The 24495-nt window shown below is 64.3% G+C and carries 28 protein-coding genes; 17 read left to right on the top strand and 11 right to left on the bottom strand.

Annotation, left to right across the window (positions count from 1 at the left end; all coding sequences use genetic code 11):
* Positions 1-7 precede the first annotated feature (7 nt).
* From GGR44_RS14510 to GGR44_RS14455, 12 genes are all read left to right on the top strand, one after another.
* The gene (locus GGR44_RS14510) at positions 8-703 is read left to right on the top strand and encodes a cytochrome C (RefSeq protein WP_343052354.1); all 696 of its coding nucleotides are present in this window, start codon (positions 8-10) and stop codon (positions 701-703) included.
* Positions 690-1151, top strand: a complete 462-nt coding sequence (locus tag GGR44_RS14505; protein ID WP_021243994.1) for a DUF1622 domain-containing protein — start codon at positions 690-692, stop codon at positions 1149-1151. Before GGR44_RS14510 ends, GGR44_RS14505 begins: the two co-directional genes overlap by 14 nt.
* Complete coding sequence (locus tag GGR44_RS14500) at positions 1151-1591, top strand: four-helix bundle copper-binding protein (RefSeq protein ID WP_031290675.1); 441 nt, start codon at positions 1151-1153, stop codon at positions 1589-1591. Before GGR44_RS14505 ends, GGR44_RS14500 begins: the two co-directional genes overlap by 1 nt.
* Positions 1592-1726: 135 nt before the next feature.
* Positions 1727-2017, top strand: a complete 291-nt coding sequence (locus GGR44_RS14495; RefSeq protein ID WP_021243996.1) for a hypothetical protein — start codon at positions 1727-1729, stop codon at positions 2015-2017.
* A 383-nt stretch (positions 2018-2400) separates the two neighbouring features.
* Entirely contained in the window at positions 2401-2760 is a 360-nt protein-coding gene (locus GGR44_RS14490; RefSeq protein ID WP_246344695.1) for a hypothetical protein, read from the top strand.
* Between the two features lie 153 nt (positions 2761-2913).
* Positions 2914-3243, top strand: a complete 330-nt coding sequence (locus GGR44_RS14485) for a hypothetical protein (protein WP_043153208.1) — start codon at positions 2914-2916, stop codon at positions 3241-3243.
* A 242-nt stretch (positions 3244-3485) separates the two neighbouring features.
* The gene (locus GGR44_RS14480) at positions 3486-5006 is read left to right on the top strand and encodes an aldehyde dehydrogenase family protein (protein ID WP_021243999.1); all 1521 of its coding nucleotides are present in this window, start codon (positions 3486-3488) and stop codon (positions 5004-5006) included.
* Positions 5007-5031: 25 nt separating this feature from the next.
* Positions 5032-6057: an alcohol dehydrogenase AdhP gene (adhP, locus tag GGR44_RS14475; RefSeq protein ID WP_183956207.1), complete on the top strand. Its 1026-nt coding sequence runs from the start codon at positions 5032-5034 to the stop codon at positions 6055-6057.
* 24 nt (positions 6058-6081) lie between these two features.
* Positions 6082-7773: a copper resistance system multicopper oxidase gene (locus GGR44_RS14470; protein ID WP_021244001.1), complete on the top strand. Its 1692-nt coding sequence runs from the start codon at positions 6082-6084 to the stop codon at positions 7771-7773.
* 173 nt (positions 7774-7946) lie between these two features.
* The gene (locus GGR44_RS14465; protein ID WP_051187084.1) at positions 7947-8732 is read left to right on the top strand and encodes a copper resistance protein B; all 786 of its coding nucleotides are present in this window, start codon (positions 7947-7949) and stop codon (positions 8730-8732) included.
* Positions 8733-8758: 26 nt separating this feature from the next.
* The gene (locus GGR44_RS14460; protein ID WP_021244003.1) at positions 8759-9973 is read left to right on the top strand and encodes an MFS transporter; all 1215 of its coding nucleotides are present in this window, start codon (positions 8759-8761) and stop codon (positions 9971-9973) included.
* Between the two features lie 81 nt (positions 9974-10054).
* On the top strand, positions 10055-10492 hold the full coding sequence (locus GGR44_RS14455; RefSeq protein WP_021244004.1) for a DUF411 domain-containing protein: 438 nt from the start codon (positions 10055-10057) through the stop codon (positions 10490-10492).
* 103 nt (positions 10493-10595) lie between these two features.
* On the opposite strand, the gene GGR44_RS14450 is transcribed toward GGR44_RS14455, so the two are convergent.
* The 9 genes from GGR44_RS14450 to GGR44_RS14410 all read right to left on the bottom strand — a co-directional run bounded on the left by GGR44_RS14450 (position 10596) and on the right by GGR44_RS14410 (position 18183).
* Positions 10596-11000 carry a response regulator gene (locus tag GGR44_RS14450; RefSeq protein ID WP_021244005.1) on the bottom strand — a complete coding sequence of 135 codons (405 nt, stop codon included), beginning with the start codon at positions 10998-11000 and terminating at the stop codon, positions 10596-10598.
* 83 nt (positions 11001-11083) lie between these two features.
* Positions 11084-11704 carry a response regulator transcription factor gene (locus GGR44_RS14445; protein ID WP_021244006.1) on the bottom strand — a complete coding sequence of 207 codons (621 nt, stop codon included), beginning with the start codon at positions 11702-11704 and terminating at the stop codon, positions 11084-11086.
* Complete coding sequence (locus GGR44_RS14440; RefSeq protein ID WP_021244007.1) at positions 11694-13229, bottom strand: PAS domain-containing sensor histidine kinase; 1536 nt, start codon at positions 13227-13229, stop codon at positions 11694-11696. The genes GGR44_RS14445 and GGR44_RS14440 overlap by 11 nt, the downstream gene beginning before the upstream one ends.
* A 59-nt stretch (positions 13230-13288) precedes the next feature.
* Positions 13289-13762, bottom strand: a complete 474-nt coding sequence (locus tag GGR44_RS14435; protein WP_021244008.1) for a DUF305 domain-containing protein — start codon at positions 13760-13762, stop codon at positions 13289-13291.
* Between the two features lie 93 nt (positions 13763-13855).
* Entirely contained in the window at positions 13856-14929 is a 1074-nt protein-coding gene (locus GGR44_RS14430; protein WP_183956206.1) for a copper resistance protein B, read from the bottom strand.
* On the bottom strand, positions 14929-16842 hold the full coding sequence (locus GGR44_RS14425; protein WP_183956205.1) for a copper resistance system multicopper oxidase: 1914 nt from the start codon (positions 16840-16842) through the stop codon (positions 14929-14931). The genes GGR44_RS14430 and GGR44_RS14425 overlap by 1 nt, the downstream gene beginning before the upstream one ends.
* 65 nt (positions 16843-16907) lie before the next feature.
* A complete protein-coding gene (locus tag GGR44_RS14420) occupies positions 16908-17474 on the bottom strand; it encodes an RNA polymerase sigma factor (protein WP_183956204.1) in 567 nt (188 codons plus the stop codon).
* On the bottom strand, positions 17471-17911 hold the full coding sequence (locus GGR44_RS14415; protein WP_021244012.1) for a periplasmic heavy metal sensor: 441 nt from the start codon (positions 17909-17911) through the stop codon (positions 17471-17473). The genes GGR44_RS14420 and GGR44_RS14415 overlap by 4 nt, the downstream gene beginning before the upstream one ends.
* On the bottom strand, positions 17911-18183 hold the full coding sequence (locus tag GGR44_RS14410; protein ID WP_031290677.1) for a hypothetical protein: 273 nt from the start codon (positions 18181-18183) through the stop codon (positions 17911-17913). Before GGR44_RS14410 ends, GGR44_RS14415 begins: the two co-directional genes overlap by 1 nt.
* Positions 18184-18317: 134 nt before the next feature.
* Between GGR44_RS14410 and copC the strand changes: the two genes are divergently transcribed.
* The 5 genes from copC (at position 18318) to cueR (ending at position 23162) form a co-directional block, all read left to right on the top strand.
* Complete coding sequence (copC, locus tag GGR44_RS14405; protein ID WP_021244014.1) at positions 18318-18701, top strand: copper homeostasis periplasmic binding protein CopC; 384 nt, start codon at positions 18318-18320, stop codon at positions 18699-18701.
* Positions 18702-18705: 4 nt separating this feature from the next.
* The gene (gene copD, locus GGR44_RS14400; RefSeq protein WP_043153217.1) at positions 18706-19635 is read left to right on the top strand and encodes a copper homeostasis membrane protein CopD; all 930 of its coding nucleotides are present in this window, start codon (positions 18706-18708) and stop codon (positions 19633-19635) included.
* A gap of 227 nt (positions 19636-19862) precedes the next feature.
* On the top strand, positions 19863-22220 hold the full coding sequence (locus GGR44_RS14395) for a heavy metal translocating P-type ATPase (protein WP_043153218.1): 2358 nt from the start codon (positions 19863-19865) through the stop codon (positions 22218-22220).
* A gap of 10 nt (positions 22221-22230) precedes the next feature.
* Positions 22231-22767 carry an SRPBCC family protein gene (locus GGR44_RS14390; protein WP_221214393.1) on the top strand — a complete coding sequence of 179 codons (537 nt, stop codon included), beginning with the start codon at positions 22231-22233 and terminating at the stop codon, positions 22765-22767.
* A complete protein-coding gene (gene cueR, locus GGR44_RS14385) occupies positions 22764-23162 on the top strand; it encodes a Cu(I)-responsive transcriptional regulator (protein ID WP_043153220.1) in 399 nt (132 codons plus the stop codon). The genes GGR44_RS14390 and cueR overlap by 4 nt, the downstream gene beginning before the upstream one ends.
* Before the next feature lie 385 nt (positions 23163-23547).
* Here the strand turns inward: cueR and GGR44_RS14380 are convergent, their stop codons facing one another.
* Complete coding sequence (locus tag GGR44_RS14380; protein ID WP_183956203.1) at positions 23548-23721, bottom strand: hypothetical protein; 174 nt, start codon at positions 23719-23721, stop codon at positions 23548-23550.
* A 52-nt stretch (positions 23722-23773) separates the two neighbouring features.
* Positions 23774-24394: a response regulator transcription factor gene (locus tag GGR44_RS14375; protein WP_043153223.1), complete on the bottom strand. Its 621-nt coding sequence runs from the start codon at positions 24392-24394 to the stop codon at positions 23774-23776.
* Positions 24395-24495: the final 101 nt, after the last annotated feature.

Genomic DNA, 24495 nt, shown 5'->3' with positions numbered 1-24495 from the left:
CTATGCCGTGTTCATCGCGGCCCTGCTGGCGATCGTGATCGCGATTCCGGTTCGGATGCGATCGAGCGCGCCGGCCGATGCGGGGTTGGTCGCGCGGCTCGTGGCGCCGGGTCCGCTGTCGAGCGCCCACCAGGCGTTCGCCGGCCAATGCACCGCCTGTCATACGCCGGGCAAGGGCGTGGAAACCACGACGTGCCTGACCTGCCATGCCGGAACCGATTTCGGCTCCAAGCAATCGACGCAGTTCCATGCCCGCGCGACCGAGTGCACATCCTGCCATGTCGAGCATGAGGGCGATCGCGGCATCATCCGCATGAATCATGCAGCGCTGCTCGACCCGAAGCTATTCCGGCAGCCCCTCGACGGGTCGGCGGTCAATCCGCATGGTTTCTCGCCCGAAGCCGGGTTGAACTGCGCGAGCTGCCACTCCTACCGCGATCCCCACCAGGGACTGTTCGGCACCGATTGCGCGAGCTGCCACAAGACCGACAGTTGGAAAATCGCGAACTACCGGCATCCGTCGGTCAATTCGACCGAATGCTCCGAGTGCCACAAGGCGCCTCCAAGCCATTTCATGGAGCATTTCAGCATGGTCTCGGAGCGTGCCGCCGGCAGGAAGGCGCGCGTCGACCAATGCTACGCCTGCCACACGACCGACAGCTTCAACAATATCCGCCGGCGAGGCTGGTATGATCACCATTGAAGCGGGATGGCTGAGCGCCTTCTTCCGGTTCGCGGTGATCGGTCTCGAGCTCGCGGGGACGCTGACGATCCTCGTCGGCGCTGCGTTGGCGACGGTGCTGTTTGCAAGGCGGGCAAGGGCTGGCGATCGGACGGAAGCCTATAGTGCGTTCCGCTCCGCCCTAGGCCGCAGCATTTTGCTCGGTCTCGAATTCCTGGTCGCGGGCGACATCGTCAAGTCGCTGGTGATTAACCCCACGCTCGATGATCTCATCGTGCTTGCCGGTCTCGTGCTGGTCCGCACTTTCCTCAGCATCTCGCTCGGGGTCGAAATCAACGGCCATTGGCCGTGGGAGGAAACCCGGATGGCGCGGGAGAAGGCGCGCGACGCATCGGATGGTTCGTCGCCGAAGACTGACGCAGCGTCCCGAGGTGGAACGCCAGCGGTGAAAGAGCAGATGGGAGCATGATGATGATCGAAAGACGCGAATTGCTGATGGCGGGCGCCGGCCTAGCGGTGGCCGGTGCGATGGCCGCTCCGGCGGCGGCGCAGCACCGTTCAATGGAGGGGATGGCGATGCCCATGTCGGACTGCGTCGATCAATGCATCACGTCGCACCGCATGTGCCTGGAGACTGCAACCAATTTGACGAAGCAGGGCGGTGCTCTGGCGACGGCCGCACTGATCGCGATGCTGACCGACTGCGCCGAGATATGCCAGACGACGGCGAACTCCATGCTGCGGCAATCCTCCTTCCACCGGATCCTGTGCCGCGCCTGCGCCGAGACCTGCGAGCGATGCGCGCAGGAATGCCTCCGTCATTCCGAGGACCAGCAGATGGCTCGTTGTTCGGCTACCTGTAAGGAGTGCGCCGCAAGTTGCCGGATGATGGCGGATATGGCCGGCTGAGCGGCGGGCTTCGCATATTACGTATACAGCTAGGCCGAAGGCGACACCATTTCACGGGCAAGCTCCGAGAGGAGCGACAGTCGACCGGGCATCTGCCCGGTCGAACCGAAAACCCAGACGTGAAGGAATGGATACTTGCGCAAAAAGACGGCAGTTATCGTTTCGCTCGCAGCTCTCGGCATCCTTGCCGTCGGCGCCGGGCCTGTTCTCGCCGACGGAATGCCGCCGGGCATGCCTGATCTTGAGGAGACCCTCAAGGCCAAGCCGGCGCCCGCCCAACCCGATACCGCCCACATGCAGGGCATGCGGCATGGCAAGGAACAGATGCACGGCCAGATGATGCAGGGGCATCGGATGGCGATGCAGGGCTCGCGGGACCAGGATGGCGCCTCCGGCATGTCGCGGATGTCGCGTGGCGGTTGCTGAACCGGCAAAGAAGCCAGGTTCGGCGACAGGGTTGACCGCTGGCCCACAGCCGTGACGGGCAGTTGAGCTGCATGGTTCGGCCGAAGCTTTGGCCCGCCGTTCCCCCACGGCGGGCCAATTGCCTTTATGGCTGGTCTGAACCAGCAAGACCGGTCGCGGGCATGCAGTTGCTTGACCCCGGACACCATGATCCAACCCGCGTAAACCAGCGAGTACCACTGCTGATCGAGCCGGATTCGTAACTTACGTATACAGAGTAGATCCCGTTTGCAGCATTGCAGTGCCGGAATTGCCGGGATCGGAACCTCGATCGGGCAAGAGGGACAACATTTCGGAGACCTTCAATGCGAAAGACGACGCTTTTCACCGCCGCGGTCAGCTGCTTGGCGACCTTGACCCTCACCGGCACGGGTCTGGCCCAGTCGGCGCCCGCGACGCCGCCCCCTGCCGCCCAGCCGACGCCATCGCCGTCTCATCCTCACCAGCAGGGCATGGATCATGGCGGGCAGCAGATGCACGACCAGATGATGCAGGATCATCAGTCCGGCATGCAGAAGCAACAGGGACAGCAGGGCATGCCCGGCATGGCAGGCACGTCCAGCGGATCCGCCGCGGCGAATGGATCGGGCATGGCCGACAAGCCGGCGAGCGGCTGCTGTGAGATGCCGATGAAAAAGGCGAAGCCGGCCCCCAAGAAGAAGGCCCCCAAGCCCATGGCCGACAAGCCGATGAGCCACATGTGAGGTTTCCAGCCCCGAGAACAAAACCCCGGGGGCTGAGGGCCCGCCGCCGCCCCCGCGGCGGGCCAGTTCTTTGACAATGCAGACGGTTCGCCGTCTTCCCCGGTCACCATTCCCGGGAAGCAGGCGTCCGTCGCGAGAGGGGGAGAGACGGCGATGCGGAAACATCTGAGCATTGGCGCTACAATAAGCCTTCTGCTGTTCAGTAGCACGCCGCTCCTCGCGCAGGGCGTCGGCCATAGCTTCTTCATGCGGGACAAGATCGTCCGAATGTATGCGGGCGGCGAGGTCGCCTGCGGCGGCCAGGCCGATGGTGCGCAGGTAGGGCAGATCCTCGAAGTCTACCATGCCACGCCCCGTCATCGCTGCATGGTCGGCCATGTCCAGGTCGACCAGGTCTTCGACGATTATTTCGCGCACTTCCAGGTCACTAATGGCACGCCGCTGAAGGACGACTGGGTCAGGCTGAAGCGTAGTACCTCATAGCGTACACGATGACCGCCAAGTGATCGGGGTGCATTTAAGAACGCCGATAGCGTGGCCGCGAACCATTTGTCTGCGCTCACGAATATACCGTCCGTAATTCAATGAGACGCGTCGGCTCTTCAGTCATCTTTGATGCCTCATCTTGCTAGCGCGGCATCCGACTGGTTCCTGCGGAACTTACTTATAGGACGGCTTGCCGGAGGGTCTACTCCATCAAGCGCCGATGGAGATGGAGACAGGCGATGTACGAGAAAGCGATCGGGACCATCAATGCCGCACCGTCGTTCCGGCATCGGTATGACAATTTTATCGGCGGCCGCTGGAGCGCTCCCGCCACGGGCGAATATTTCACGGACACGAGCCCGATCAACGGCGCCGTGATCGCCGAGTTCGCGCTTTCAAGCCCGGAAGATGTCGAGCGCGCGCTCGATGCGGCGCACGCTGCCAAGCATCAGTGGGCCAGGCTCTCGCCGGCCGAACGCGCCCGGCTGCTCAACCGGATCGCGGACCGGCTGGAAGATAATCTGGAGCTGCTAGCGCTCGCCGAGACGATCGACAACGGCAAGCCGATCCGCGAAACGCGCGCCGCTGACGTCCCGCTGGCAATCGATCATTTCCGCTACTTCGCCGGCTGCATCCGGGCGGAGGAGGGCGCGATCTCGACGATCGATGCCAATACGATCGCCTATCATTTCCGCGAACCGCTGGGCGTGGTCGGCCAGATCATCCCGTGGAATTTCCCGCTGCTGATGGCGGCCTGGAAGATCGCGCCGGCGCTTGCTGCAGGCAACTGCACGGTCATCAAGCCCGCGTCCCAGACGCCCTTGACGCTGATGATGCTCGCCGAGCTCACCGCCGACATCCTGCCGCCCGGCGTGCTCAACGTCGTGACCGGTCCGGGGCGAACCGTAGGTCAGGCGATCGCCGCCAATCCGCGCATCGCCAAGGTCTCCTTCACCGGCGAGACCGTCACCGGCAAGCAGATCATGCACGCCGCCGCCGATCATCTCATCCCGCAGACGATGGAGCTTGGCGGCAAGTCGCCTAACATCTTCATGGCAGACGTCCTTGATGAGGACGACAGCTTCTTTGACAAGGCGCTCGAGGGCTTCACGCTGTTCGCCTTCAACAAGGGCGAGGTCTGCACCTGTCCCTCGCGCGCGCTCATCCATGAATCGATCTTCGACCGCTTCATGGAGCGCGCGGTGGCGCGCGTCGCAGCGATCCGCCAGGGCGACCCGCTCGATCCCTCGATCCAGGTCGGCGCCCAGGCATCCGAGGACCAGCTTCGCAAGATTTTGGGCTATATCGAGATCGGCAAGGCCGAAGGCGCGCAATGCCTGACCGGCGGTGCCAGAGCGCTTCCCGGCGGCGAGTTCGACCAGGGTTATTTCGTGCAGCCGACCGTGTTCGTCGGCGAGAACCGCATGAGGATCTTCCAGGAGGAAATCTTCGGGCCGGTTCTCTCGGTGACGCGGTTCAAGACCGCCGAGGAGGCGATCGCGATTGCCAACGACACGGCCTATGGCCTCGGCGCGGGCGTCTGGACGCGTAACGGAAACAGCGCATACCGTCTCGGCCGCGCGATCCAGGCCGGGAGAGTCTGGACCAACTGCTATCATCAGTATCCCGCCCACGCCGCCTTCGGCGGCTACAAGGCGTCGGGGTTCGGGCGCGAGAACCACAAGATGATGCTCGACCATTACCAGCAGACCAAGAACCTGCTTGTCTCCTATGACGAGCATGCGCTCGGCCTGTTCTGACACCCTCGCAGTAGGAGAAGAAGACATGGCGAAAACCATGAAGGCGGCCGTCGTCCGCGAATTCGGCAAGCCGCTCGTGATCGAAGAGGCGCCGATCCCCGAAGTCGGCCCCGGCCAGATCCTCGTCAAGATCGCAGCAACCGGCGTGTGCCATACCGATCTGCACGCGGCCGAGGGCGACTGGCCGGTGAAGCCCAATCCGCCGTTCATTCCCGGGCACGAGGGCGTCGGTCATGTCGCCGCCGTCGGATCGGGCGTCACCCATGTCAAGGAAGGCGACCGGGTCGGCGTTCCCTGGCTCTACACCGCCTGCGGCCATTGCGTGCATTGCCTGGGCGGCTGGGAGACGCTGTGCGAACTCCAGCAGAATACCGGCTATTCGGTCAACGGCAGCTTCGCGGAATATGTCCTCGCCGATCCCAACTATGTTGGGCATCTTCCCGACAATGTCGACTTCATCGACATCGCGCCGATCCTCTGCGCGGGCGTCACGGTCTATAAGGGCCTGAAGGCTACCGAGGCAAAGCCCGGCGATTGGGTCGTCGTTTCCGGGATCGGCGGTCTCGGTCATATGGCGGTGCAATATGCCCGCGCCATGGGTATGAACGTTGCCGCGGTCGACATAGACGATAGCAAGCTTGAGCTCGCAACCCGCCTTGGGGCCGCGCTGACCGTCAACGCACGCGGCGAGGATCCTTCGGTCGCCATCAAGAAGGCGATCGGCGGTGCGCAGGGCGTCCTCGTCACCGCGGTATCGCCCAAGGCCTTCCAGCAGGCGCTGGGCATGGTCCGGCGCGGCGGCACGGTGGCGCTCAACGGCCTTCCGCCCGGCGATTTTCCGCTGTCGATCTTCGACACCGTGCTCAACGGCATCACGGTACGCGGATCGATCGTCGGCACCCGGCTCGACCTCATAGAAGCGCTGGCCTTCGCCGGCGAAGGCAAGGTCCACGCAACCGTGCACGCCGAGAAGCTCGAGAATATCAACGATGTTTTCGCGCGCATGCACCATGGCGACATCGAGGGGCGGATCGTCCTCGATCTGGCCTGACCATATTTGACGAAAGCGACGGTCATGCCCTCGTTTCATAGTTTCCCGATCGCGCGGCGCCGCTTCGTCCAGGGGCTGGCGGTCGGCGCAGGCGTTGCCGGATTCGCTCCGGCGCTGCTGGCGAAATCCCTTTCCGCGTCGGCCGGCGAACTGCGCGGAACCGAGTTCGACCTCGAGATCGCCGAGCTGCCGGTCAACTATACCGGCAAGCGCCGGGTCGCGACGGCGGTGAACGGGGCGGTCCCGGCACCCGTCTTGCGCCTGCGCGAGGGCGACACCGTCACGCTGCGGGTTCGCAACAGCCTCAAGGAAATGTCGAGCATCCACTGGCACGGGATCATCCTGCCCGCCGAAATGGACGGCGTCCCGGGCATCAGCTTCGCGGGCATCGCGCCGGGCGAGACCTTTACCTACCGGTTCGAGGTTTGCCAGACGGGGACCTACTGGTATCATGCCCACACGCTCGCCGAGCAGACCGGGCTTTACGGTGCGATCGTCATCGATCCCAAGGTGCCGACGGGTTCTGTTCCCGACCGCGATTATACGATCATGCTGAGCGACTGGTCGGACGAGCCGCCGCTCCAGATCTTCACGAACCTCAAGAAGCTGAGCAGCTATTACAATTTCGCGCAGCCGACCGCAGGCGACTTCCTCAAGGACGTCGGCTCGATGGGGCTTGGCAAGGCCCTCGAGCGCCGGCGAATGTGGAACACGTCGCGCATGAATCCGACCGATTACAGCGATATTTCCGCCGCGACCTACACCTATCTCATGAACGGGACGACGCCCGCGGGCAACTGGACCGCCATCGCCGCGCCGGGCGAGCATGTTCGCCTCCGCTTCGTCGGCGCCGGGACGGCGACCTTCTTCGACGTGCGTATCCCCGGTGTCGCGCTCACGATCGTCTCGACCGACGGGCAGGCGGTGGTGCCGGTGACGGTCGAGGAGTTCCGGATCGGGCCCGGCGAGACCTATGATGTCGAGTTCACCATGCCGGACGGTGATGCCCGCACGATCTTCGCCCAGTCGATCGACCGCACGGGGTTCGCCCGCGGCACGATCGCGCCCGCGCCCGGCATGGTCGCGCCCGTGCCGGCGCTCGATGCGCGGCCCTGGCTCGACCCCGTCGACATGATGGGCGCCATGACCGCAATGGGCGGCGAACATGCGGGGCACGGCATGACGGAGATGCCGCCCAAGGCCCGGCATGCCCGCACCGAATATGGCGCGAACACCGACATGCGCGTCGACTATCCTCGCGCCAATCTCGACGACCCGGGGGCGGGCTTGCGCGGTCGATCATGGCGCGTCCTGACGCTGGCAGACTTGAGGACACCGACCGGAGATCCCGATCCGCGCGAGCCGGAACGCGAGATCGAGCTCCACCTCAACGGCAATATGGAGCGGTTCATCTGGGCGCTCGACGGGATCAAGCTCAACGACTCGCGGCCGCTTCACTTCAAGCCGAACGAGCGGCTGCGCATCACCCTGGTCAACGATACGATGATGGCCCATCCGATGCACCTCCACGGCATGTGGAGCGACGTCGAAGCGCCGGACGGCACTTTCCAGGTCCGCAAGCATACCGTGGTGGTCCAGCCGGCCCAGCGGGTGAGCTTCCGGGTCACGGCGGATGCGATGGGCCGTTGGGCGTTCCACTGCCATCTGCTCTACCATATGGCCGCCGGCATGTTCCGGGAGGTGGTGGTCGCATGACCGGCCTTGCTCGCCCACAAGGTGCTCCGTTCGCCTTTGTCATTGCGCTCTTGGCTGTGGCGGTCGCGCCCGCCCATGCTCAGGTCGCGCCTCACCAACACGTCCCGGCCGCGCCGCCGATCGCGCAGCAGGTTCAACCGGAAGAACCGCCCCGGGCCGAGGACCATGCCGGCATGGATATGTCCGGGGTCGACGTGTCGGGCGGCAGCACGAAGATGGACATGGGCCGGATGCAGGGCGGCAAGGCCCCGCCGGACGCGCGCGACTCCAACGACTATGCCGACGGCTACCGTAATTCCAGCCTGCCGGGTTATGAGATGGCCGACAAGCTCTCGATCCCCAAGATCCTCGTCGACGAACTGGAGTTTGCCACCGGCAACGAAGGGCAAGGTTTCGGTTGGACGGTGCTGGTCACCAGGGGACAGGACAACGACAAGCTCTGGCTGCGCAGCCAGGGACTGAAGAACTCCGGCGATCGCCTCGATCCCGAGAGCAGCGTCGAGGCGCTCTGGTGGCACAGCAAGAACCCGTTCTGGGGCACGCTGTTGGGCGTTCGCCAAGATCTCGGCAAGGGTGCCACGACCTGGCTCGCCGCCGGCGTCGAGGGTCTGGCGCCCTACTGGTTCGACGTCCAGCTGACCGGCTATGTAGGTGACGACGGCCGTGTGGCGGCCCGTGCCAAGGCTTCCTATGAAGTGCTCTTCACCAATCGGCTCATCCTGACGCCGCAGGTCGAGACCAACGTCTATTCCAAGCGCTCCACCGACCGCGAGCTCGGCAGCGGCTTCAGCAATGTCGAACTGAGCGGCCGGCTGCGCTATGAAATCTCGCGCAAGTTCGCGCCCTATGTCGGCTTCGTCTGGGAACGCGCGCTGGGCGGCACCGCCGATTTCCGGCGCGCGGATCGCGAGCTTGTGACCGAGCATCGCGTCGTGGTCGGCTTGCGCGTGTGGTGGTGACCCGCAATGCGGCGCCGGCAGGATCATTGAACGAACCCGGGCGTCGCGACGAAGGGGACGGCGAGAAGGAGACAGCCTTCCGCTCGCCGATCTTGCTGCAGTTCGCCGTCGCCGCTGCGGCGGCGGGCCAGACCGCTATCCTTGCGTTCCTGCCGTCGCTCGTCGACGAGGGACCGGTCCCACTGTCGCTGCGCGCCCATGACTTCCACGTAGCGAGCCTGAGTGCGGCGCATCCCCTTGCGGCATTGCTCTTTGCGCCGCTCTGGGGCTGGCTCGCGGACCGCATGGACTATCGGGTCCTGCTGCGCGCCGCGCTCATCCTTCTCGCTTTTGCCTTGGCGCCGGTCGGGGTCGTGGCGCTTCCGACACTCTATCTCCTGCGCGCTCTCGCGGGCATGTCCGCGGCCGCGATCATACCGCTCGCATTGCTCTCCACGAGCTTTGCCGGAGGTGGACGGGCCGAGCGGGCGATGCACTTCACCTGGCTCACCGCCTTCGTTTTCCTGGGCGATCTGTCCGCTCCGCTGCTCGCGGAGGTCTCCGGGGCGGTATTTCCTCGAGCGCCGCTCCTGATGCTGTCGGTCGCCGTCGCCATGATCGCCGTGCTCATGTTGGTTGCGCCCCTGCCGGTGCGCGGCGCCGCGCGGCCCGGGAGCGGTGGTGATGGCGAAGCACAGTCGCTTCCGACCACTTCGATCCTGCTCCTTGTCACGGTCGTCGGCGGTGGGGGCCTTGCCGCCATGCATGTCAGCTTGTTGGTGACCCGCGTTGAAGCCAGTCTCAACCGCGAGGCGATTGCATGGATGCTCAGCCTTTGCGGACTGGCGATGTTGGCGGCGCAGCTGTTCCACACCAGGGTCCCGTGGCTGGTGACAGCCCCCAGATTGCTCGCGTGCCTTACGCTTGGGCTTCTCGCCGCCGCCTTGTTCGTCTTTCCCTATGCGTCGTCGATGATCGTGATCGCCGGCCTCATTGTCGCGGCCGGCTGGAGTTCCGCGAGCCTTCGTCTCGTGACGAGCTTCTGGATCAGCGGCCCCACGCTTCCGTCCGGCTGGAAGCTGGGGCTGCAGCATGCCGCAGCCAGCATTGGCCAGGCTCTGGCGCCACTGGCGATTGCCTTAGCCGATCCAGGGGAGCAGTCGTTGATCCTGATAGGCATCGGCTGGATGTCGATCCTTCTCCTTGTGGCGCTGCCGCTGGTCTGGCGACGCAGGCCGGGTTCGACAAATGCCACCGTTTGATGAGGGGGAGGCGGCATTGGTGCGTATTGAACAATAGGTGCAAACGTCTACCGCTCATCGTCACTGTTCAGGAATCTGTCCATGAAGACCCGTTTGTCTGCCGCCTTGTTGTTCCTCACCATGCCGGGCGTCGCTCTCGCCGCCAGCGATGTCGTCGTTCGCCGGGACCCGGGATGTGGATGCTGTGAGAAGTGGGCGCGGGCTGTCCAGGCGAAGCTCGGCCGCAAGGTCATCATGGAGGACGATGCCGCGCGGCCTGCTTTGCGGCGCAGGGTCGGCGTCCCCGTGCAATTTTCTTCCTGCCATACGGCCCTGATCGACGGATATGCGTTCGAAGGCCATGTCCCGATTTCCGACATGAAGCGTTTGCTCGCCACCCGTCCCGCAGGCGTCAAGGGGCTCGCCGTCGCTGGCATGCCGCTTGGCTCGGAAGGCATGGAAGTGCCGGGCGTCAAGTCCCATAGCTATGATGTCATCGCCTTTGGCGCTGCCGGCCCGCGGGTCTTCGCACGACATTGAATTGCATAGATGCCGGTCTCGCATTGTCGGAGCGTTCGGACCTTTGGTGGCCGCTGCACCTTCAACCTCTGCGCTGTCACGCGGAGCGGATTAGAAGACCCCTTTAATGACCCCGGCGATTTTGCGCGCTGTGCTGCCCGACGGCATCGAGGAGAGCCCGACCGATCAACGGCTTGGCAATGATGTGATCAAAGCCGGCTTCGGCGGCACGCTGCGCCAGCACGACGTCATGAAAGCCCGATATCATGATCGCGTGTCCCGACCAGCCAGTCTGCCTGAGATGGCGCAGGATGGCGAAACCGTCGATATCGGGCATCCGATAATCGAGGATTACACAGTCGGCCTCGTTTGCTCGAGGATCGGCCAACAGCGCACGACCTGTCGTGTAGCCGTACACCTTATAGCCGCGCGATCGCAGCAGCAACTGAACGCTGCGCCGCACGCCCGGATCGTCGTCAGAGACAAGGATGGTGTAGCGGCCATCGCACCGGGCACTGACAGATAACATCGCGCGTGATCAATATACCGGTTGAAACCGCTATATCGGTCGCACGGTCACGGCTCAGGGTCGCTACGTAAACTTCGCAGTTACTAGGGTTTGCGGCCCAATCCGGCGGCGAAGGCGATCCTGAGCGCCTCGGACAGGTTGCGGACATCCAGCTTGGTCATGACGCTGGCGCGGTGAACCTCGACCGTCCGCGATGAGCATCCCAGATCGTAGGCAATGGTTTTGTTGGGGTAGCCATTCGCCAAACCCTCGAGCACTTCACGCTCCCGGGGCGTCAGGGCGGCGATGCGCACTTGGGCGTCGGTTGCCTCTATCGCGCGGACGTCGGCATCGTCTATGCGCCCAAAGGCGCGGGTAACTGCTTGAAGGAGGGCAGCCTTCTCGAACGGCTTTTCCAGAAAGTCGACGGCGCCGGCCTTCATCGCCTGCACTGCAACCGAGACATCACCATGCCCTGTGAGAACGACGACCGGCATGTTGATCCCGCGCTCGGCCATGGCGGCCTGAACCGCCAGGCCATCCATTTCCGGCATGCGCACGTCGAGGATAACGCAGCCAATTGTCGCGGACCTGGCCACCTTGAGAAATTCCACCCCTGACGCATAGGTTTCGACAACATAGCCTGCCGTCTTCAGCGCAAAGCCGGCCGCGCGCCGAATTGCTTCCTCGTCGTCGACGAGGTGAATGATCCGCCTATCCTCCATAATCCTCCTCCGCCTTCGCGTGGATCAGCGTGAAATGAAATCGCGTGCCGCCACGCGGGGGGTGCTCGACCCAGATCCTTCCACCGTGCGCCTCGATGATGGTCCGGCAGATCGAAAGGCCGAGGCCCATGCCATCGGACTTGGTCGACACGAACGCGGTGAAGAGCTGCTGCCGAATTTCCTCGGCGATGCCCGGTCCCGTATCCTCGACGGTTACTTCGATCAGGCCATCGGGGCGCAGCATGCTCGCGAGCCGGAGATCGCGGATCGGCACTTCCGCCATCGCCTCGATCGCGTTGCGCATCAGATTGACGAGCACCTGCTGGACCTGCACGCGGTCGACGAGAACCGGCGTCGCGGCCGGGTCGAGCGCGAAAAAAGTGCGAACGCCGCGTTCGCGCGCGCCGACCAACGCCAGCTGGCTTGCCTCGGCGATGACATGCGGCAAGTCATGAACGCTCTTCTCGACCTCTCCGCGCGCCACGAAATCGCGCAGGCGGCGGACGATATGGCCGGCACGCAAGGTTTCCTGGGCCGCGTCGTCCATCACCGAACGCAGCGACGCGAAACGCTCGCCCTCCTCTGCCTCGAGCAGATCCCTGATCGTTTCCAGGTAGAGTGCTACCGCCGCGAGAGGCTGGTTGAGTTCGTGCGCAAGGGTAGAGGCCATCGTGCCCATGGCACTGAGGCGGGAGACGTGCACGAGTTCGGCCTGAAGCTCCTTCAGCTTCAGCTCGTCCTGTTCCTTTGCGGTGAGATCGCGGACGAAGCCGGTGAACATGCGCTGGCCGTCCTCGCCCGCCTCGCCGACGGATAGCTCCATCGGAAAGGTCGAACCGTCGCGGCGCTGCCCGACGACCACGCGGCCGAGCCCGATGATGCGGCGCTCGCCGGTCCGGAGGTAGTGGGCGATATACTCGTCGTGACGGCCGCGGTCCGGTTGCGGCATCAGGCACGAGACGTTGTGCCCGATCAGTTCGGATTCCCGGTAGCCGAACAGGCGCTCGGCGGCTGCGCTGAACGAGGTGATGCTGCCCCCCTCGTCGATGATGATCATCGCGTCGGGGACGGTCGCAAGGATGGATTGCAAATGCTGTTCGCGCGTCTCGATCGAGGCGCGAACGGCGGCCTCGTCGGTGACGTCGCGGGTGATGCACGCGAACCCGCAATGAAGGTCACCGTCGAACAGCGCCGTAATGGTCAGGCGCGCCAGATACTCGGAGCCGTTCTCGCAAACTCTCCAGGCTTCGCGCTCGAATGTTCCTTCGTCTAGCGCCGCTGCCAGGTCGGCCCGTGGTCTGCCGGCAGTGATCTCGTCGGGCGGATAGAAAAGATCATGCGGCTTTCCCAGAACATGGTCGAGCGGCCAGCATTCGATCCGCTCGCCTTCCTCATTGTAGCTCAGCACCCGCCCGGAGACATCAAGCAGCGAAAGGACATAGCGGCCGGCCTGACGCAGAAACAGCGCGGCAAGCCGCTCGATCTCGGTAGTGGCATTCTTGGCGTCGGGATCTTTCTTGTCCATGACGCCCGCTCAGCCCAGTAACCGAAGGCGTTTGAGGGATCGAGGTTCGAAGGAGATGCTCAGCGACGCGCGAGGATGGCCTTCATCTCGTCGATTTCCTGGCGCTGCGACTGCTCGATCGAGGTGCACAGACGGACGACCTCCGGGTCGCTCAGCCGCGCTTCGCGGCACATCAGGATCGCGCCCGAATGGTGCGGGATCATCGAGCGCAGGAAGGCTGTGTCGCCGATCGTCGTTTGGGTGCGGATCAGGGCGAAGCTGCCGAAGAAAGCGATCAGCGAGACCCCGATCAGCGCGATATTGGCGGCCTTCGACGGGAACATATGCCGCATGGCGAGGATCATCAGCACCACCATCGGCGCTACCATCATCATCGTCATGTAGAGCATGTTCAGGTTGTTGTAGAAGCTGTCGAGACCGTCGATCATGACGAACATCACGAGATACATGATGACGCCGCTGACGAGGGTCTGGAGCGCGAGGCTCCAATAGGCTCCCTTTTGCGGGCTGCCGTGGCCGGATGGGTGGTCCATAGGTCCTCTCCTTGGTTCGGCGTGAATCAGATACAGCGGGATCGCCGCACATCCTCTTGCCCATCTGCCGCATCGCCATTCGCCGCTCCCGGACTAGAACCAGAAGCGGACGCCAGCGACGAAGCTCGTGGCATGGACATCCTCCCCGGCAAGGCGGGAGAGCCGTGCCGTATCTCCCGTTTTGCGCAGATAGGACACGCCGATATAGGGCGCGAACTGGCGGCTGATTTCGTACCGCAGCCGCAGGCCGGGTTCGACGTTGACGAGACCTGAGCCGATGTCGTTCTCGGGCACATCCTGCGCACTGAAATTCACCTCGACGCGTGGCTGGAGGATGAGGCGCTGGGTGATGCGTTGGTCGTAATAACCTTCGACCCGGCCGAGCAGGTCGCCCTTGGTGGAGAGGAACAGTGCGCCTTCCAATTCGAAGAAGCCGGGCGCCAGGCCCTCGAAGCCGACCGTCGCATAGGTGCGGTCGGGCCCGCGCCCGAAATCCTGCCGGACACCGGCCTGGACGTTGAAATAGGGGTCGATGGCGCGGCTGTAGAGCACCTGCACTTCGGCGGTATCGATCCCGCGCCCGAACTCGCCTTCGCCCTCGCTCTTGAGCCAGAGCCGGTTGATGTCGCCGCCGTAGAAGCCTTCGCCGTCCCAGCGATAGCCGTCGCGGCCGCTATGGGCTTGATACTCGAAGACGTTGAGCAACAGCTGGCCGAAATTATTGCCGCCGCTCTCCTTCATCATGGCCATGCGCGGCTGCGCCATCTCACCGCCGGGAAAATCGCGATCGGCATAATGGTCGTGCGGAACAGGCGGCGGCGGTGCGTCACCGGCGGGAAGCGCCGTCCCCGTCATCTCCATCCCCGGCATCGCGCCCTGGCTGTGCTGGGCGTGATCCATGCCAGGCATGTCGGGCATTGCGCTGCCCTGATGCTGAGAATGGTCCATTCCCGGCATGCTGTCTGGCGAGGCGGCCGGATCCTGCGACTGCGCAGGTGGGTTGGGGCGCGGCGCGGCGTCCTTGTGCTTCTGCTTGTCCTGCGCCGGCTGCGCCCCGCCCGGCGGTGTCATGCCGGGCATGTCGTGCATCGAATGGTCCTGGGCAAAGGTCGGGGTGGCTGCCATGAGCGCGATCACACTGCCCAGTGTGGCAAGTGGCCGGATCATTATGCGTCTCCCTTCGGGCGCACGCTCACGACCCGCATCATGCCGGCATGCATGTGGTAGAGGAGATGGCAGTGGAATGCCCAGTCGCCAACGGCGTCGGCGGTGAAGTCCCAACTCACCTTGCCGCCGGGCTGGACGATCACCGTGTGCTTCCTCGGCGCGTGATCGCCGTGTCCCGTCACCAGTTCGAAGAAATGGCCGTGGATGTGGATCGGGTGGCCCATCATCGTGTCGTTGATGAGGTTGATCCGCACGCGCTCGCCTTCGGTGAAGGGGATCGGTTCGTGATGGTCCGACATTTTCTCCCCGTCGAACGACCACATGAAGCGCTCCATGTTGCCGGTGAGGTGGATGTCGATGCTGCGGCCAGGCGCCCGGACATCGGGGTTGCGCTCCAGTGCCATCAGATCCTTGTAGACGAGTACCTTGTGGCCGACGTCGGCCAAGCCCTGGCCCGGTTCGCCGGTGCGATCGACCGGCATCGGTGAGATGGTCTGAACGCTCGGATCGCGCTTGACCTGCGGTGCATTTGCAAAGTCGCGCATCTTCATCGAGGCCATCTCGTGCCCGCCATGATCCATGCCGTTCATCTGGTCTCCGGCTTCCGCCGCCATTGCCGAATGATCCATCCCGGCCATGCCGGAGTGGTCCATGCCGCTCATCCCGGAATGATCCATGCCCGGCATCACCGCTGCCGTGCCGCCGAGACGCGCCGAGGCGTTCTTCTCGGCGCTGGGATCGACGCCGCGCGGCGCGCCACCCGACATGTCCATGCCTTCCATGCCGGGCGTCGAGGACATGTCCATTCCCATGTCCTTCATGTCGGCGAGCGGTCGCTTGCGCAGCGGCGGCACCTCGGCGGCCATGCCGGCGCGCGGCGCGAGCGTGGCGCGCGCCATGCCCGAGCGGTCGATCGCCTCGCCGACGAGGGTGAAAGCCTTGTCCTCGCCGGGCGTGACGATGAGGTCGTAGGTCTCGGCGACGCCGATCTGAAACTCGTCGACCGTCACCGGCACCACATTCTGCCCGTCGGCCTGGACGATCGTGAGCGGCAGTCCCGGAATACGGACATTGAAGGTGGTCATCGCCGAGGCGTTGATGACGCGCAGCCGCACCCGCTCGCCGGGCGTGAACAGCGCGGTCCAGTTGTCGAACGGGCCATGGCCGTTGACGAGATAGGTGTAGGTCGAGCCGGTGACGTCCGAGATGTCGGTCGGGTCCATCCGCATCTGGCCCCAGTCGAGCCGGTCCTTGAGCGGCTGGTCGCGCCCCGAGAGCAGCCCGGCGAGCGTCTGGCGCTGGAAGTTGAAATGGCCCGGATTGACCTTGAGGCGACGGAAGATCGCCTCCGGCGACAGCGGGCTGTGATCGGCCAGTACGATCACATGCTCGCGGTCATAGGCAACGGGATCGTCGCCCGCCGGGTCGATGATGATCGGCCCGTAATGACCTTCCTGTTCCTGAAGGCCCGAATGGCTGTGATACCAATAGGTGCCGCTCTGGATGACCGGGAAGTCGTAGAGATAGCTCGAACCCGGCTTGATGCCGGGGAACGACACGCCCGGCACGCCGTCATGCTTCGCCGGGACCAGAAGCCCGTGCCAGTGGATCGAGCTGTCCTCTTCGAGCTGGTTGACGACGTTAAGCCGCACCCTTTGCCCCTCGCGCAAGCGGACCAGCGGCGCAGGGACCGTGCCGTTGATACCGATTGCGCGAAAGCGATGCCCGTCGATCGTCATCGACTGGCGGGCGATGGTGAGGGTGATGTCCTCGCCGGAGACGGTTGGGATAGTCGGCCGCAAGCCCGCCGACAGGGTTTGCGCCCAGGCAGGCAGCCAGGCCGACAGCGCGGCGGCGCCGCTTGCGAGCGCGGCGCCGCGCAGGAACTGGCGGCGGTCGAACACTGAATTCATAACGCGCTGTCTCTGCTCACATCCAGGAGGGGTTATTGGGAATACGCAGCGTGAGCGCTTACCCCTCAGGAATTTTGCAAGATTTCCGAAAGTCGCGTCCGAGCGCGGTAAAGTCTGGTTTCGACCGCCTTCTGGCTGATCCCGAGGATCTCGGCGGTCTCGGCTTCGGAGCAGCCTTCAACTGTCCGCAGAAGCAGCACTTGCTTGAGCGCGACAGGCAGAGCCGCGATCGCCGTCGTCGTGCGCTCCAGCTCGGTTTCGCCAGCTAGCGTTCTGTCCGCGCCAGGCGTTTCGTCTGCCACGTCGCGTGCTTCGCCCAGCGGCAAAGCGAAGGCGAGCAGCCTGCGAACGGCGCGGCGGCGGTGCCAGTCTCTGCATTTGTTGAGCGCGATACGAGACAGCCAGGCGCGGAACGATCGTTTGCCGTCATACCGGCCCAACGCGGTGAACGCCGAGACGAAGCAGGTCTGGGTTACATCGATGGCTTCCTCGCTATCGCCGACGTGACTGCGCACGAGCCGGTAGACCCAGCCCTGGTGGCGTCGCACCAGTTCGCCGAACGCTGCTTGTCGGCCAGCCAGGGCCAGATCCGCAAGCTCCCCGTCCGAGCAGTCGGGGAGGTGGAGCGTCATTTTTTCTGGGCCGTGAGAGCTTTCACCACGGCTTCGTCGAACTTCGCCGCCTGGTCGGGACGGAGCACCGCGCGCATCGCGAAGATATGCTCCAGCGTCTCCTTCTGTAATTCGCCCATTGCCTGATGCGAGCGGTCGACAGCGGCCGAGACCCTCGGGCCATAGCCATGTTCGGCATCGATCGCCTCGGCAAGGCGTACATTGTCGGCGCGCAGCTCAGCCTCGAGCGCCTGACGACGGATCGCATAGCTCTTCTCGATCGTCTCGAGACGAGCATGCTGTCCGGCATCGAGCTTCAGATCGCGGTGTAGCAATTCGTGAAGTTCATTCTCGACGGGCCGATCGGGCACCACATAGACGCGCCCGATCACCACGCCGGCGATCGCCGCGGCAAATGTCAGCAGCGCCAGAAGAACCAGCCGCCGAGGATCGCGCATCACCGCGATCCAAGCAGCGACGAGGGCGCCAAGGCCAGCTGGGCGTCGAACGGCGTGATGGTGCTCGCACCGGCGGATGCCGCGGGCAGCCCAGAGCCGGCAATCCCGATGAGAAGCGCCGCGACCGCAGCAATGCCGAACATGGTGTTGCCTACGCTCGGACTTGCCTGGATGCGCGCGATCTCCGCCATCACCCGATCGTCGAGACCGTGTAGCCGCCGATCGAGCGGCGCATCGCGCAAGCGTCCGAGAAGTGTGTCGAGATCCGTCATCTGCATTCTCCTTCAACCTTAGAATACGCAATAACCCATCATGCCCCTCATGCGATGCGCGCGTGAATATTTTGAGGGGTAAGCCTCGGCGCTGCGTATTCAGCAATACCGTTCTTCGAGAAGGAGTTGCTTTCATGCCTGCACCGCATCGCCTTGCCCTGGCCGCGCTCGCCGCCAGCGTGCTCGTCGCATCCCCGGCCTTCGCCCATCCCAAGCTCCTGTCCTCGACGCCTGTCGCCAATGCGAGCGTCGCGGCCCCGTCGAAGATCACGCTCACTTTCAGCGAGGGCTTGATGCCCAGGCTGTCGGGCGCCGAGATCGTCATGACCGGCATGCCCGGCATGCCCAACCATCGCATGGCGGTCACGGGCTTCAAGACCTCGACCGGCGCTGACGGCAAGACGCTTATCCTGACGCTCGCGCGACCGCTCTCGGCCGGAAGCTATCAGGTCGCCTGGCATGTCGTCTCGACCGATACGCACCGGATTCAGGGCAACCTCGCCTTCACTGTGACGTGACCCGGTGAGCGACGTGGCTCTCGTCGCGATCCGCTGGGCGCTCTACGTCGACCTCGGGCTGCTGTTCGGTCTGCCGCTGTTTGCGCTCTATGCGCTCGGCGGCGGGCGGACCGGGCGGCGGCACCTGCCGATGGTCGCTCCGCTCATCGGCCTCGCGGTGCTCGGCCTCATCCTCTCTTCGCTGGGTTTCCTGTTCCAGGGAGCGGCCATGGCCGGCGTGCCGTTCACCCAGCCGGACATGTCGATCCTCGGCGACCTCCTCGACGAAACGGCGCTGGGCCTCGCGCTCAAGATACGAATGCTGGCGCTTCTTTTCGTGCTGTTCGGCGCTGCGCTGCTGAGCCGATTGCCGCGCGGCGCCACCCTGGGTGTGACGGTCGCAGGCGCAGTCGCGCTGGCGACGCTTGCCTGGTCGGGTCACGGCGCGGCCGGGGAAGGCAATGCGGGGTGGCTGCAACTTGCGGCCGACCTCCTTCATCTCTTTGCGGCCGGGGCATGGGTCGGGGCGATCGCCGCCTTTCTCATCCTGACCCTGCCGACGATCGCGACCGATGACATGGAGCGGGCAATGCTGGCCGAGTGCGCCCTGCGCGGCTTCGCAAGCGTCGGCACGCTGATCGTTGGCCTGCTCATTCTCACCGGCGCCATCAACGGCGCCTTTTTGGTCGGCCCTGACCATGTCCTGACGCTGGCGCAATCGACCTATGGGCTGCTGCTGATCGCCAAGCTCCTGCTTTTTGCCGCGATGGTCGGCCTTGCCGGACTCAACCGCTTCCGCCTCACGCCCGCGCTGAATTTCGCCATTGCGCAACAGGACGCGGCGGCGGCGATGGTCCTGTTGCGCAAGAGCTTGCTCGTCGAGGGCTGCCTGGCGGTCGTCATTCTAGGGCTCGTCGCATGGCTGGGAACACTGTCTCCGCCAATGTCGGTCTAGCGCAATGCCAACCGCCCGAGCAGAGCGAGCGCCATGCAGTCCTACGCGCCGCCCTTGGGAGCCGGATCAACGCAGCCCGGGATCGACTTGAGACATATCCCTGTTTCGCGCAGCCGGGTGTCGAGCGTGGGGGCGTTGAGCACCAGCCTCGCCGCTTAGGAGAATACGTATTGACCCTGACACGGTGTCAGACCCTACATCGTCAGGCGTCGAAAAGGAGCAAGGCGATGAACGAGACACACTCAGCGGCGCATGGAGGCGGTTGCTGCGGCGGCCACGGTGCGGCGAAACCAGTGGCGGGCGTGAAGGATCCGGTCTGCGGCATGACCGTCGATCCGGCCAAGACCGCCCATCATGCCGAGCATGGCGGCAAGAGCTGGCATTTCTGCAGCGCGGGCTGCCGCTCCAAGTTCATTGCCGATCCGGAGCGCTACTTCCGGCCGGCCGCGTCGCCGGCCGAGGCCCCCGAAGGCACGATCTGGACATGCCCGATGCATCCCGAGATCCGTCAGGACCATCCCGGTGCCTGCCCGATCTGCGGCATGGCGCTCGAGCCGGCAACGGTGACCGCCGACAGCGGCCCCAGTCATGAGCTGATCGATTTCACGCGGCGGTTCTGGGTTGGTCTGGTGCTCGCGGTTCCCGTGTTGATCCTCGAAATGGGGGCGCACCTCTTCCCGGTAATCCATCGCTTGGTGCCGATGTCGGTCTCGGTCTGGGTTCAGCTCGTCCTCGCCACCCCGGTCGTGCTCTGGGCCGGATGGCCGTTCTTCGTGCGGGGCTGGGCCTCGCTCAAGACCCGCAATCTCAACATGTTCACTCTGATCGCCATGGGGACCGGCGTCGCCTGGGTCTACAGCGTCGTCGCGACGCTCGCCCCGCAGATATTTCCGCCCGCATTCCGCGCCGGGGACGGGATGGTCGCGGTCTATTTTGAGGCGGCCGCAGTGATCACCGTCCTTGTGCTGCTGGGGCAGGTACTGGAGCTGCGTGCGCGAGAACGCACCTCCGGCGCGATCAAGGCTCTGCTCAATCTCGCGCCCAAGACCGCGCGTCGCATCGCCGCTGACGGCGCGGAGGAAGAGGTCGGTCTCGAGTTGATCGCCGTGGGCGACCGCCTGCGGGTACGTCCCGGCGAGAAGGTGCCGGTCGACGGCGTGGTCGAGGATGGACGCTCCTCGCTCGACGAATCGATGGTCACCGGCGAATCCATGCCCGTTACCAAGGCCAGGCAAGACAAGGTCATCGGCGGCACGCTCAACCAGACCGGCGCGCTCGTCATCGTCGCCGACAAGGTCGGGCGCGACACGATGCTCGCGCGCATCGTCCAGATGGTCGCGGAGGCGCAGCGCTCGCGCGCGCCGATCCAGCGCATGGCCGATCAGGTCTCGGGCTGGTTCGTCCCCGTCGTCATCGGCATCGCTATCATCGCCTTCATCGCCTGGAGCATCTGGGGCCCGGAGCCGCGCTTCGCCTACGGGCTCGTCGCGGCCGTTGCCGTGCTGATCATCGCCTGTCCCTGCGCGCTCGGGTTGGCCACGCCGATGTCAATCATGGTCGGTGTCGGCCGGGGCGCGGGGCTCGGCGTCCTCATCAAGAATGCCGAGGCCCTTGAGCATATGGAAAAGGTCGACACGCTCGTCGTCGACAAGACCGGCACGCTTACCGAAGGCCGTCCGGCTGTCACGCAGGTCGTGCCGGCTTCCGGCTTCGACGAAGCGGAGCTGCTGCGTCTTGCCGCATCGGTGGAGCGTGCGTCCGAGCATCCGCTGGCACTTGCGATCGTCGAGGCCGCGAAAGACCGTGGCATCGCCATGAGCGAGGTGAGCGACTTCGACTCTCCGACAGGGCGCGGCGCGCTCGGCACCGTCGATGGCCGCCGGATCGTCCTCGGCAATGCCCGCTTCCTGGGCGAGGAGGGGATCGCGACGGAAGCGCTGGCTGAGCAGGCCGACACGCTTCGCCGCGATGGCGCCACGGCGATCTTCATCGGTGTCGACGGCAAGGTGGGAGGAGCGTTCGCGATCGCCGATCCTGTGAAGCAGACGACACCCGAAGCGTTGGCCGCGCTCAAGGCGGAAGGTATCCGCGTCGTCATGCTGACCGGCGACAACCGCACGACCGCCGAAGCGGTCGCGAGACGCCTCGGGATCGACGATGTCGAGGCCGAAGTTCTGCCAGACCAGAAGAGTGCCGTGGTCGCTCGTCTTAAAGCCGAAGGCCGCGTCGTCGCGATGGCTGGAGATGGCGTCAACGACGCGCCGGCGCTGGCTGCCGCCGATGTCGGCATCGCCATGGGCTCGGGGACGGACGTTGCGATCGAGAGCGCGGGCGTGACGCTCCTCAAGGGCGATCTCATGGGCATCGTGCGGGCACGGCGGTTGAGCCAGGCGACCATGTCCAACATCCGCCAGAACCTGGTCTTCGCCTTCATCTACAATGTCGCCGGGGTCCCGGTCGCGGCGGGCGTCCTCTATCCGCTGTTCGGCATCCTCCTGTCACCGATCATCGCGGCGTTGGCGATGGCGCTGTCTTCGGTGAGCGTTGTCACGAACGCGCTCCGCCTCAACCGGCAAGCGCTGTGAAGCAAGGATCATGGCTGCCGACACCGCCGTGATGTCGCAACTCACGCATCACCTCGAAGAGGTTCGCGAAACCGCTGCCGCTTCGGATGCGCTGTTCGTGCGGCTCGACGATCCGGCATCGCTCGCCAGTCACATGACCGGGTCGTTCTGGATGATGGGCGGCGGCGGGATAGAGTATCTGCTCGATGAGCAGTGCGGCAAGGCGATCGGCTCGCGTATCACCATGATCGGCTCGGCCTTCGGGCTCAACCTCCGAGTGGACGAGGTGGTGGTTGAGCATGAGCCCCCGCGGCGCAAGCGATGGCGAACCGTCGGTGCACCGCAGCTCCTGATTATCGGCGGCTACGAGATGGGCTTCGAGATCGAGCCCTTGCCGTCGGGATCGCGATTGCGGGTGTGGATCGACTATGGCTTGCCCGGTTCGTTCCCGGGGCGACTCTTGGGCGCGCTGTTCGCGGGCTTCTACGCCCGCTGGTGCGTGGACCGGATGGTCGGGGATGCCGCCCGCACCTTTCCTCTCAAGGCGGGCGAGAAGGGCTCAGCATGAATATCGGGGAGGCTTCGAAACAGACCGGCGTCTCGGAGCGGATGATCCGCCACTATGAGAAGATCGGCCTCATCCCGGCGCCGCCGCGCCGGGGCGCGGGCTATCGCGACTATGGCGAGCGCGACCTTTATCGCCTGCGGTTCATCGCCAATGCGCGCGATCTCGGCTTCCCGATCGCGGAAATTCGGACCCTGCTCAGCCTTTGGGCGGATAATGGCCGCAACAGCGCCGATGTGAAGCGGGTTGCGCTGGCGCGTGCGGAGGAACTTCAGCGCAAGGCCGAAGCCCTGACTACCCTGCGGAAGACACTCCTCGATCTTGCCGAGCAGTGTCACGGCGACGAACGGCCGGATTGTCCCATCATCGCTGAGCTGACTGTCGGTAGAAAATGGTAAAGTAGCCCGTCTCTCGGATCAGACCCGCTCTGGTGGGCGGAGTGTTGATCGCACTTGGCGTTCTCACGATGGGGCTTTCGATATATTTCCTCGGATTCCGTCCACCACTGCTCCCGGAGGATGTTCGCTATATTGGCGGCAATCCGCAGGCTCTTTCGCCAGCATTGCGGGATTGGCTTGGCATCGTATTTAACACGTGGGGAGGCTTTATCGCGGGATACGGAACCATGTTGACCGGAGCCGGCGTTTCATGCTGACTGGGCGGAATAGCTGGCTGATCAGGGCGACCGCACTAAGTCTCCTGATCGTATTCGGCCGCTTTCTTTACAGCAATATCGTCCTGAGTTCCGACTTTCTGTGGGTTATTGCGGGCCTGTTTGCGTTGTCATTGGCCGCCGTTTATCTTCTCATCGTTGAACTCTAACGCGATTTTGAGATAGCGATCGAAGATCGGCTTGCCCTTTGGCAGGAATGAGCCCGCACCAAAGCCGCCGGCCGGGGTGGTATCATCACCTTCTTGGCGAAGGTGGCGCAGCTTATGACGGCGTTTCGCTGTCACTCCGGGCTGGCTAAGCCGAAGGAAGCGCAGTTATATGGCTGTGTTTAGAGGCTCACGGCAGCTTTCCCATTCCTGCCGAAAAGGCGATCCTCAAGGTTTGGGAAAGGGTATGGACGCCGAGTTTGGACATGAGGTTGGCGCGATGGACCTCGACCGTTCGGGAAGAGATGCCGAGGTCGTAGGCGATAGTCTTGTTCGGGTGGCCCTGGGCGAGACCTTCAAGAACATCCCTTTCACGCTGCGTCAGCAGATCAATCAGCCTCCGCGCTCCGGCTTCTTCGACGGTACGGCTATCTGCCCGATCAATGCGCGCGAAAGCGCGGTCGATCGCATCGAGCAGTATGGCCCTTTCGATCGGCTTGGCGAGAAAGTCCACGGCGCCTGCCTTCATCGCCTGGACTGCCAGCGCCACATCGCCATTTCCGGTCAGCACGACGACCGGCATGTCGATGTTTATCTGTGCCAGGGCGGCCTGAACCTCTAGACCATCCATGTCCGGCATATGCATGTCCAAAATGACGCACCCGTTCTCGGCCTCATCTGCACTCTGCAGAAATTCCGGTCCCGACGCATAAGTCTCAACGACAAACCCCGCCGTGCGTAGCGTGAATCCAACTGCTTTCCTGATTGTCTCTTCGTCATCGACGATATGAACGACGCGCTTGTCCCCCATGGTCCTCCTAGGCAAACCGAACCGGCACCATGCTGCAGCGGCGATCATGGCGCCGCTTCGCGCGGGCCTTGTGCGGGTTGGACCATAGTCCAAGGTCAAGA

The sequence above is a fragment of the Sphingobium fontiphilum genome (assembly GCF_014196635.1).
In the GTDB taxonomy this organism is placed as follows: Bacteria; Pseudomonadota; Alphaproteobacteria; order Sphingomonadales; family Sphingomonadaceae; genus Sphingobium; species Sphingobium fontiphilum.
Note: the sequence above shows the minus strand (reverse complement) of the source record. Positions and strands in the feature narration are given on the sequence as shown.